Genomic DNA, 427 nt, shown 5'->3' on the forward strand with positions numbered 1-427 from the left:
CTCAAATGAGTTTATAGATTCAGACAGAGATTGTGTCATGAAATCAGAATTGTTCATACTCTCTAATGCTATAAGACAACACGGTGCTATCTGTACATTGTATGATGATATCATGAATCAAATCGGGAAAACATTACAGGATGATTTTTTTGTCATTCCCAGCAGCGTACATGAAGTTCTGTTATTAAAAGCTTCTGATACTGACTGCATGGAATTAAACGAAATCATTCGGGAAGTCAATGAAACAACGGTCATCCCAGAAGAAATTCTTTCAGATCATGCATACTTTTATTCTCGGGATCGTAAGGAACTCCTATGTGCTTAACCAAAAATGCCATAAAATAACACCGAGCCGCCTGATTAAATTCAGACGGCTCCTTTTACGTTAAAAATAAACTCTGTTGTTCATAGTCCTGCCTTCGTGCCA

General features: G+C 37.2%; 1 protein-coding gene. It reads left to right on the plus strand.

The window, feature by feature from the left end; genetic code table 11:
• The coding region (locus tag JQM82_RS16130) for a DUF5688 family protein (RefSeq protein WP_235251437.1) at positions 1-325 on the plus strand (325 nt) is incomplete at its 5' end.
• Positions 326-427: the final 102 nt, after the last annotated feature.

The sequence above is a fragment of the Faecalicatena contorta genome, from assembly GCF_021531995.1.
GTDB lineage: Bacteria > Bacillota > Clostridia > Lachnospirales > Lachnospiraceae > Dorea_A > Dorea_A contorta_A.